8 protein-coding genes are annotated in these 9,731 nt (G+C 65.8%); 4 read left to right on the forward strand and 4 right to left on the reverse strand.

What is annotated here, in order from left to right:
* Entirely contained in the window at positions 1–3,123 is a 3,123-nt protein-coding gene (gene smeE / locus V3B48_RS17450) for a multidrug efflux RND transporter permease subunit SmeE (RefSeq protein WP_049399247.1), read from the forward strand.
* A 110-nt stretch (positions 3,124–3,233) separates the two neighbouring features.
* Positions 3,234–4,634: a multidrug efflux RND transporter outer membrane subunit SmeF gene (gene smeF / locus V3B48_RS17455; RefSeq protein WP_125893439.1), complete on the forward strand. Its 1,401-nt coding sequence runs from the start codon at positions 3,234–3,236 to the stop codon at positions 4,632–4,634.
* 142 nt (positions 4,635–4,776) lie between these two features.
* On the opposite strand, the gene V3B48_RS17460 is transcribed toward smeF, so the two are convergent.
* From V3B48_RS17460 to V3B48_RS17475, 4 genes are all read right to left on the reverse strand, one after another.
* The gene (locus V3B48_RS17460; RefSeq protein WP_032129005.1) at positions 4,777–5,199 is read right to left on the reverse strand and encodes a low affinity iron permease family protein; all 423 of its coding nucleotides are present in this window, start codon (positions 5,197–5,199) and stop codon (positions 4,777–4,779) included.
* 62 nt (positions 5,200–5,261) lie between these two features.
* Positions 5,262–5,588, reverse strand: coding sequence for a hypothetical protein (locus tag V3B48_RS17465; protein WP_014038526.1), 327 nt, complete (start codon positions 5,586–5,588; stop codon positions 5,262–5,264).
* A 74-nt stretch (positions 5,589–5,662) separates the two neighbouring features.
* Positions 5,663–5,923, reverse strand: a complete 261-nt coding sequence (locus V3B48_RS17470) for a hypothetical protein (RefSeq protein WP_329894140.1) — start codon at positions 5,921–5,923, stop codon at positions 5,663–5,665.
* A gap of 198 nt (positions 5,924–6,121) precedes the next feature.
* Positions 6,122–6,574: a nucleoside deaminase gene (locus tag V3B48_RS17475; protein WP_094002387.1), complete on the reverse strand. Its 453-nt coding sequence runs from the start codon at positions 6,572–6,574 to the stop codon at positions 6,122–6,124.
* Between the two features lie 80 nt (positions 6,575–6,654).
* On the opposite strand from V3B48_RS17475, the gene ubiE reads away from it, so the two are divergent.
* Positions 6,655–7,416 carry a bifunctional demethylmenaquinone methyltransferase/2-methoxy-6-polyprenyl-1,4-benzoquinol methylase UbiE gene (gene ubiE, locus V3B48_RS17480; RefSeq protein ID WP_005411082.1) on the forward strand — a complete coding sequence of 254 codons (762 nt, stop codon included), beginning with the start codon at positions 6,655–6,657 and terminating at the stop codon, positions 7,414–7,416.
* Between the two features lie 283 nt (positions 7,417–7,699).
* The gene (locus tag V3B48_RS17485; RefSeq protein WP_329894141.1) at positions 7,700–9,628 is read left to right on the forward strand and encodes a M1 family metallopeptidase; all 1,929 of its coding nucleotides are present in this window, start codon (positions 7,700–7,702) and stop codon (positions 9,626–9,628) included.
* Positions 9,629–9,731: the final 103 nt, after the last annotated feature.

The raw sequence follows: 9,731 nt of genomic DNA on the forward strand, positions 1-9,731 counted from the left end.
ATGGCACGCTTTTTCATCGATCGACCCATCTTTGCATGGGTGATCGCCATCATCATCATGCTCGCCGGCGGCCTGGCCCTGTTCAAGCTGCCGGTCTCGATGTACCCCAACGTCGCACCGCCGGCGGTGGAAATCAGCGCCACCTACCCGGGTGCATCGGCCAAGGTGGTCGAGGACTCGGTGACGCAGATCATCGAGCAGAACATGAAGGGCCTTGATGGCCTGATCTATTTCTCCTCCAACAGCTCGTCCAACGGCCAGGCCACCATCACCCTGACCTTCGAGAGCGGCACCAACCCGGACATCGCCCAGGTGCAGGTGCAGAACAAGCTGCAGCTGGCCATGCCGCTGCTGCCGCAGGAAGTGCAGCGGCAGGGCATCAACGTGGCCAAGTCCAGCTCGGGCTTCCTGAACGTCATCGCGTTCGTGTCCGAGAACGGCAGCATGGACGCCAACGACATCGCCGACTACGTCGGTTCCAATGTCGTCGACCGTCTGAGCCGCGTGCCGGGCGTGGGCAACATCCAGGTGTTCGGTGGCAAGTACGCCATGCGTATCTGGCTGGACCCGAACAAGCTGCACACCTACGGCCTGTCGGTTGCGGAAGTGACCGCAGCAGTCAAGGCACAGAACGCCCAGGTGGCCATCGGCCAGCTCGGCGGCGCGCCGTCGATCAAGGGCCAGCAGCTCAACGCCACCATCAATGCGCAGTCGCGCCTGCAGACCCCGGAACAGTTCCGCAACATCATCGTGCGCGGTGCGCAGGACGGTGCCGAGCTGCGCCTGGGCGATGTCGCCCGTGTCGAACTGGGTGCAGAGTCCTACGACTTCGTCACCCGCTACAACGGCCAGCCGGCCAGCGGCCTGGCGGTCACCCTGGCCACCGGCGCCAACGCGCTGGATACCGCGGCCGGCGTGGATGCCGCGCTGCAGGACATGAAGAGCTTCTTCCCGGCCGGCCTGAAGGCCGAGATCCCGTACGACACCACCCCGTTCGTGCGCGTGTCGATCAAGGGCGTGGTGCAGACCCTGATCGAAGCGATCGTGCTGGTGTTCGTGGTGATGTACCTGTTCCTGCAGAACTTCCGCGCCACCCTGATCCCGACCATCGCCGTGCCGGTGGTGCTGCTGGGTACCTTCGGCGTGCTGGCGATGCTGGGCTTCTCGGTGAACATGCTGACCATGTTCGCGATGGTGCTGGCGATCGGCCTGCTGGTGGACGATGCCATCGTGGTGGTGGAGAACGTCGAGCGCATCATGTCCGAGGAAGGACTGTCGCCGCTTGAGGCCACCCGCAAGTCGATGGGCCAGATCACCGGCGCGCTGGTGGGTATCGGCCTGGTGCTGTCGGCGGTGTTCGTGCCGATGGCCTTCATGAGCGGCTCCACCGGCGTGATCTACCGCCAGTTCTCGGCCACGATCGTTTCGGCGATGGCGCTGTCGGTGTTGGTCGCGATCGTGCTGACCCCGGCGCTGTGCGCGACCATGCTCAAGCCGCTGAAGAAGGGTGAGCACCACGTCGCACACAAGGGCTGGTCCGGTCGTTTCTTCAATGGTTTCAACCGCGGCTTCGACCGCACCAGCGAGAGCTACCAGCGCGGTGTGCGCGGCATCATCCACCGTCCGTGGCGCTTCATGGGCATCGTGGCGGCACTGTTCGTGCTGATGGGCGTGCTGTTCGTGCGCCTGCCCAGCTCGTTCCTGCCCAACGAAGACCAGGGCGTGCTGATGGCGCTGGTGCAGGCGCCGGTCGGTGCCACCCAGGAACGTACGCTGGAATCGATCGCGGCACTGGAAAACCACTTCCTGCAGAACGAGAAGGATGCGGTGGACTCGGTGTTCTCGGTGCAGGGCTTCAGCTTCGCCGGTATGGGCCAGAACGCGGGCATGGCATTCGTCAAGCTGAAGGACTGGAGCGAGCGTGACGCCGACAATGGCGTGATGCCGATCACCGGTCGCGCGATGGCGGCACTGGGCCAGATCAAGGATGCCTTCATCTTCGCCTTCCCGCCGCCGGCCATTCCGGAACTGGGTACCGCGTCGGGCTACACCTTCTTCCTGAAGGACAACAGCGGCCAGGGCCACGAGGCACTGGTGGCCGCGCGCAACCAGCTGCTGGGCCTCGCCGCCGGCAGCAAGAAGCTGGCCAACGTGCGCCCGAACGGCCAGGAAGACACGCCGCAGTTCCGCATCGACATCGATGCAGCCAAGGCGACCTCGCTGGGGCTGTCGATCGACCAGATCAACGGTACCTTGGCCGCCGCATGGGGCAGCTCGTACATCGACGACTTTGTCGATCGTGGCCGCGTCAAGCGTGTGTTCGTGCAGGCCGACCAGCCGTTCCGCATGGTGCCGGAGGACTTCGATCTGTGGTCCGTGAAGAACGACAAGGGCGAGATGGTGCCGTTCAGCGCGTTCGCCACCAAGCACTGGGACTACGGTTCGCCGCGTCTTGAGCGCTACAACGGTGTGTCGGCGATGGAAATCCAGGGCGAACCGGCCCCGGGTGTCGCGTCCGGTGATGCCATGGCCGAGATCGAACAGCTGGCCAAGCAGCTGCCGGCGGGCTTCGGCATCGAGTGGACGGCGATGTCCTACCAGGAACGCCAGGCCGGCTCGCAGACGCCGCTGCTGTACACGCTGTCGCTGATGATCGTGTTCCTGTGCCTGGCCGCGATGTATGAAAGCTGGAGCGTGCCGACCGCGGTGCTGCTGGCGGCCCCGCTGGGTATCCTCGGCGCGGTGCTGGCCAACACCTTCAAGGGCCTGGAGCGCGACATCTACTTCCAGGTGGCGATGCTGACCACGGTGGGCCTGACCAGCAAGAACGCGATCCTGATCGTCGAGTTCGCCAAGGAAAACCTGGAGAAGGGGGCCAGCCTGATCGAGTCGATCATGCACGCCGTGCGCGACCGCTTGCGCCCGATCGTGATGACCTCGCTGGCCTTCGGCATGGGCGTGGTGCCGCTGGCAATCTCCACCGGTGCCGGCTCCGGTGCCAAGCAGGCGATCGGCACCGGTGTGCTCGGCGGCATGATCGTCGGCACCGTGCTCGGCGTGTTCTTCGTGCCGCTGTTCTTCGTGGTGGTGCAGCGCGTGTTCAAGCGCAAGTCCACGACGTGACCTGAAACGGTAGTGCCGGCCGCTGGCCGGCACCTACTGCCCGCGTGATGTGAATCCAACGAGGTTGCCGGCCAGCGGCCGGCACTACCTCCTGCCATCCGGCAGTACCGATGGAAGTCATTCCCATGAAAAGTGCATCCCTGTTTCTTTCCATTGCCGCCGCGCTCGCGCTCGCCGGCTGCTCCACCCTGGTGCCGAAGAACACCGCCGTTGCTCCGGCCATTCCGGCGCAGTGGCCGGCCGAGGCCGCGCAGGGCGAGGTGGCCGATGTCGCCGCCGTCGGCTGGCGCGACTTCTTCACCGATGCGCGCCTGCAGCAGGTGATCGACCAGTCGCTGCAGAACAACCGCGACCTGCGCGTGGCCGTACTCAACGTTGAACGCGCGCGCGGCCAGTACCGCGTACAGCGCGCCGACCGTGTGCCCGGCGTGGCAGTCACCGGCCAGATGGACCGCCGTGGTACCGACGCCGGTGTCACCGAGCAGTTCACCGCCGGTGTTGGCGTAGCCGAGTTCGAACTGGATCTGTTTGGCCGCGTGCGCAATCTCAGTGAAGCAGCCCTGCAGCAGTACTTCGCCGTGGCCGCCAACCGCCGCAACGCGCAGCTGAGCCTGGTGGCCGAGACCGCCACGGCGTGGCTGACCTACGGGGCTGATGCGCAGCGGCTGAAGATCGCCGATGCCACGCTGAAGACCTACGAGGATTCGCTGCGTCTGGCCGAGGCCCGCCACGAGCGTGGTGGCAGTTCGGCGCTGGAGCTGACCCAGACCCGTACCCTGGTCGAGACCGCACGTACGGATGCTGCACGTCTGCGTGGCCAGCTGGCCCAGGACCGCAATGCGCTGGCGCTGCTGGCCGGTGGCCAGTTGGATCCGGCACTGCTGCCGGACAGCATCGAACCGCAGCTGCTGGCACTGGCACCGCCGCCGGCCGGCCTGCCCAGCGACGTGTTGCTGCAGCGCCCGGACATCATGGCCGCCGAACACCAGCTGCTGGCGGCCAACGCCAACATCGGTGCGGCACGCGCGGCGTTCTTCCCGAGCATCTCGCTGACCGGCAGCATCGGTAGTGGTTCGAGCGAACTGTCCAACCTGTTCGACAGCGGGACCCGCGTGTGGAGCTTCCTGCCGAAGATCACGCTGCCGATCTTCCAGGGCGGCAAGCTGCGCGCCAATCTGGCCATCGCCAATGCGGACCGTGACATTGCGCTGGCGCAGTACGAGAAGTCGATCCAGGTGGGCTTCCGCGAAACCGCCGATGCGCTGGCGTTGAACGTCAGCCTGGATGAGCAGGTGAGTTCACAGCAGCGCCTGGTGGAAGCGGCCGAACAGGCCAACCGCCTGTCGCAGGCACGCTACGACGCTGGCCTGGACAGCTTCGTGACCCTGCTTGATGCGCGCCGTACCGCCTACAACGCGCAGCAGACCCAGCTGCAGGCGCAACTGGCCCAGCAGGCCAACCGCATCACCCTGTACAAGGTGCTGGGCGGTGGCTGGCACGAGCGCGGGTAAGCAGTGCTTCTGGTAGGTGCCAACCTTGGTTGGCACGGATGCGTCAGCGCAGGCGGCTGGCCCTGTGCCAACCAAGGTTGGCACCTACCTGGAGATCGAGGGTAATGCCGGCCGCGGGCCGGCATTGTCATTTCAGGAGCTGCTACACCGCTTCATCGTCGCGCCGCGCTGCGTGGCAGGCGCGCACCCGCGCCAGCGCGTCGCCAGCTTCGCGCGCCATCTGCTCGTACTCGCGCCGGATCTCTTCCAGCCGCTCCTCGTCCAGTTCTTCCAGATCCAACAGTTCGTTGTTGGCTTCGGCCGTCGCGCGGATCAGCTCGTCCAGCTTGATCTGCATCGCGGCGGTATCTGCGTTCTGCGTGTGCTGGATCAGGAACACCATCAGGAAGGTGATGATGGTGGTACCGGTGTTGATCACCAGCTGCCAGGTGTCGTTGAAACCGAATACCGGGCCACTGATGCCCCAGATCACCACGATCGCTACCGCGGCCAGGAAGGTCCACGGCGAGCCGGTGGCGGCCGCGGCCTTCTTGGCGATCGTATTGAACAGGTTGCGTGCTTTCATCGTCGTCGTCCCACTCAGGTGACGAGGATGATCGGCAGCGGCTCGTGCAGGGGCTGTGCAGCTCAGGCGCGCAGGCGCGGGGCGTCCTGCAGGCGCACCGGGCTGGTCTGGTAGACGTGCTGCCAGCAACGGTCGACGAATTCGCGGGCCTGGGCTTCGCTCAGGCGCGGCATGATCTGCAGGGCGTACTGGGTCTGGAACATCTCGTCGCGCTGCGCATTGCTGGCGCGCGGCTGGGTGATCAGCGAATCACAGGCGAACTTGATCCACGGCACGTAGGAGCCGAACGAGTTGTGCGGTAATGCGCCGTCGGCATGCTGGCGGCGCCAGTGGTCAAGCTCAGCGTCAACATTGATGACCGGGGGAATGGTGGGGACTTCGGCGTGCATGTCGATCCAATCGGTTGAAGTGGATGGGAGTGGGGGTTCATCCGAGTGTGGCCGATGGGGCAGTGGAAGCCGCGTCAGCGCGATGTGCAGCTGGCGTTGCGATTGCCTACCAGTTGCGCATGCTCGACCGCGCCGAGGTCTTCGGCCATGTCGGCCATTGCATTGCACAGGCGCTCATGGTCGAGCGGGTGGCCGCGCACCAGTTCCAGCTGCAGGCCCTGGTAGGCAGTCCAGAACAGTGCTCCACGCTGGTGCAGCGCGTACTGCTGCTGCAGGCGCTTGCGGATGGCGTCGAGGATCGGTTCGGGCGTGGGGCGTACGGCGTGCGCGCACATGGCTGGCTCCGCCGGGGAAGGAAGTCCCGGTAACCCCACCCTAGGCGCGGCAGCCGGGTGGGGTGTTACCGCAGCGTGTGCACGCAGCGCAGCTGACTGTGCACAGGTTCACGGCATTGGCCGCAAACGCTGCCAGCACTAGGGCGTGCCGGCACTGAAGCGTTCATTAAGCGGGTTCAACAGCACACTGCGTGGTGATCATTCACCGATGTCTTCGTTCCAGATCTCCGGGTACTGCGCAATGAAGCCGCCCAGCAGGTCCACGCATTCCTGGCTGTCCAGGTCGATCACGTTGACGCCGTTTTCCCGCAGCCAGTCGATGCCGCCCTGGAAGGTGCGCGATTCGCCCACCACTACGGTGCCGATGTTGAACTGGCGCACCAGGCCCGAGCAGTACCAGCACGGCGCCAGGGTGGTGACCATGATGGTGTCCTGGTAGCGGCGCTGGCGGCCGGCCTTGCGGAACGCATCGGTCTCGCCGTGCACCGACGGGTCGCCTTCCTGCACGCGGCGGTTGTGGCCGCAGCCGAGCAGGCGGCCGTCGTTGTGGTACAGCGCCGCGCCGATCGGCACGCCGCCCTCGGCCAGGCCCTGGCGGGCTTCGGCGATGGCGGTCTGCAGCAGGGCCTGGTAGTCGGGCGTGGTGATCATGCGGGGCTCCGGTAAGTCGTGGCCCGCCATGATACGGGCAGGGGGTGCCGCTGGCCCCCGGCGGTGCGATAATCGGGGCCATGAGCGAATCCCCCTACAAAGCCGGTACCACCCATTTCGGGTTCCGCGACGTCGCCGCCAAGGACAAGCAGAAGCTGGTCGGCCAGGTGTTCACCTCGGTCGCGCGCAACTACGACCTGATGAACGACCTGATGAGCCTGGGCGTGCACCGGGCGTGGAAGCGCTACTACGTGGCCACCGCGCAGGTGAAGCCGGGCGACCGTGTGCTCGACCTGGCCGGCGGCACCGGCGATATCGCCGCCCTGCTGAAGGAGCGCGTCGGCGCCGAGGGCTCGGTGGTGCTGGGCGACATCAACGCCGGCATGCTGTCGGTCGGCCGTGACCGCCTGACCAACCGCGGCCTGGTGCTCGGCCTGGACTACGTGCAGTGCAACGCCGAAGCCCTGCCGTTCCCGGACAACAGCTTCGACCTGGTCACCATCGCCTTCGGCCTGCGCAACGTGACCGACAAGGACGCTGGCCTGCGCGAGATGTACCGCGTGCTGAAGGTGGGCGGCCAGGCCCGCGTGCTGGAATTCTCCGAAGTCACCGCCGACTGGTTCAAGCCGATCTACGACTTCCACTCGTTCAAGATCCTGCCCAAGCTGGGCAAGCTGTTCGCCAACGATTCGGACAGCTACCAGTACTTGGCCGAGAGCATCCGCAAGCATCCGCCGCAGGATGAACTGAAGGCGATGATGGGGCAGGCCGGCTTCGAGCGCTGCCACTACAAGAACCTGACCGGCGGCATTGTTTCGATCCACTCCGGCTACAAGCTGTAAACCGCGCTTTTGTAGGTGCCAACCTTGGTTGGCACACCCCGGCCGCGAGCGATGAAAGATCCGTGCCAACCAAGGTTGGCACCTACCTGTGGATGCCAACCAAGGTTGGCACCTACCTGTGGATGCCAACCAAGGTTGGCACCTACCTGTAGAAGCCAACCTTGGTTGGCATGCGCCGGAGGCGCAGGATCGGCCCCGGCCGCCATTACCCCGCACCGCGCAACGCCTGCGGGGCCGGAGGGAGTTACCATTGGGGGTCTGATCCCCGTAACGGTCCCGATTCATGCGTAATCCGCTGATGCTCCTTCCGCTGGCCGTGGCCCTGGCCGCCGGCTGCTCCCAGGAGGCGGCTGCACCCGCCGCCGCCCCGACTGCCGCCAAGGCCCCCGCCGCCCCCGTGAACGCCGAGAACCGCAGCCACGACGAAAGCTCGTACGCCGAGCCGGACAAGGTCGTCATCAAGGACGTCGCGCTGGATCTGAAGCTGGACTTCGACCAGAAGCAGATCGGCGGCACCGCCACCTACACCCTGGAATGGAAGCAGAAGGACGCCAAGCAGCTGGTGCTCGACACCCGCGAGCTGACCGTGTCCAAGGTCGAGGCCGTCGCTGCCGATGGCGCGCGCAGCCCGTTGAAGTTCGAGCTGGCCGCCGCTGACAAGGTGTTCGGCAGCAAGCTGACCATCGAAGCCCCGGAACAGCCGGCCAAGGTGGAAGTGACCTACCACACCGCGCCGACCGCCTCGGGCCTGCAGTGGCTGGCACCGTCGATGACCGAGGGCAAGAAGCTGCCCTTCATGTTCAGCCAGTCGCAGGCCATCCACGCCCGTTCGTGGGTGCCGCTGCAGGACACCCCGAGCGTGCGTTTCACCTACAGCGCGCACGTGGTCTCGCGCCCGGACGTGATGGTGCTGATGAGCGCCGACAACGATCCGAAGGCCGCGCGTGACGGTGACTACACCTTCAAGATGCCGCAGCCGATTCCGTCCTACCTGCTGGCCATCGCTGCCGGTGACCTGGTGTTCGAGCCGATCTCCGGCCGCTCCGGCGTCTGGGCCGAGCCGACCATGGTCAACAAGGCCGCCAAGGAATTCGAAGACACCGAGAAGATGATCGGTGCCGCCGAGAAGCTGTACGGCGAATACCGCTGGGGCCGCTACGACATGCTGGTGCTGCCGCCGTCGTTCCCGTTCGGTGGCATGGAGAACCCGCGCCTGACCTTCGCCACCCCGACCGTGATCGTCGGTGACAAGTCGCTGGTCTCGCTGGTCGCCCACGAACTGGCGCACAGCTGGTCGGGCAACCTGGTGACCAACGCCAGCTGGAAGGACATCTGGCTCAATGAAGGCTTCACCACCTACGTCCAGGGCCGCATCACCGAAGCCCTGTACGGCAAGGAGATGGCCGAGATGGAGAAGCAGATCGACCAGACCGACCTGCTGGCAGAAGTGAAGGACATGAGCCCGGCCGACCAGGCGCTGGCGCTGCCGCCGCTGAACGAGCGTGACCCCGACGAAGCCCTGAGCCAGGTCGCCTACGTCAAGGGTTCGTGGTTCCTGGAATTCCTGGAACAGCGCTTCGGCCGCGAAACCTTCGATCCGTTCCTGCGTGGCTGGTTCGATGACCACGCCTTCCAGAGCGCGAACACCGACCAGTTCGTCGAGTACCTGAAGAAGAACCTGCTGCCGAAGAACCCGTCGGCAGTGACCGATGCCGAACTGAAGGCGTGGCTGGACGAGCCGGGCATCCCGGCGTTCGCGGCCAAGGCGCAGTCGCGCAACTTCAGCAGCGTCGATACCGCGCGCATCGCGTTTGCCAGCGCCGGCACCGTGCCGAGCAGCCAGGTCATCGCCGACTGGAGCACGCAGGAATGGGTGCGCTTCATCGACGGCCTGGGCGCGACCCAGCCGCTGGACAAGCTGGCCACGCTGGACAAGGCCTTCCACTTCACCGGCACCCCGAATGGCGAGATCGCCATGCGCTGGTACCCGCTGGCGATCCGCAGCGGCTACGAGCAGGCCAATGAAGGCGCGGCCGCCTTCATCGAGCGCGTCGGCCGTCGCAAGCTGATCCTGCCGATCTACGCCGAACTGGTGAAGACGCCGAAGGGGCTGGAGCTGGCCAAGCAGGCCTTCGAAAAGGCCAAGCCGGGCTACCACCCGATCACCACCGCCTCGGTCCAGGACATGCTGGCCAAGGCCGAAGCCAAGTAAGAAAACGCGCCGGGCATCCCCCGGCGCTTTTTTTGTAGAGTCGGGGGGGGGGGGCGGGGGGGGGGGCCCGGGGGGGGGCGGCAGGGGGGAGAAAAGTATGGGA

Origin of the sequence: Stenotrophomonas sp. SMYL20, from assembly GCF_036320045.1 — a bacterium.
In the GTDB taxonomy this organism is placed as follows: Bacteria; Pseudomonadota; Gammaproteobacteria; order Xanthomonadales; family Xanthomonadaceae; genus Stenotrophomonas; species Stenotrophomonas maltophilia_A.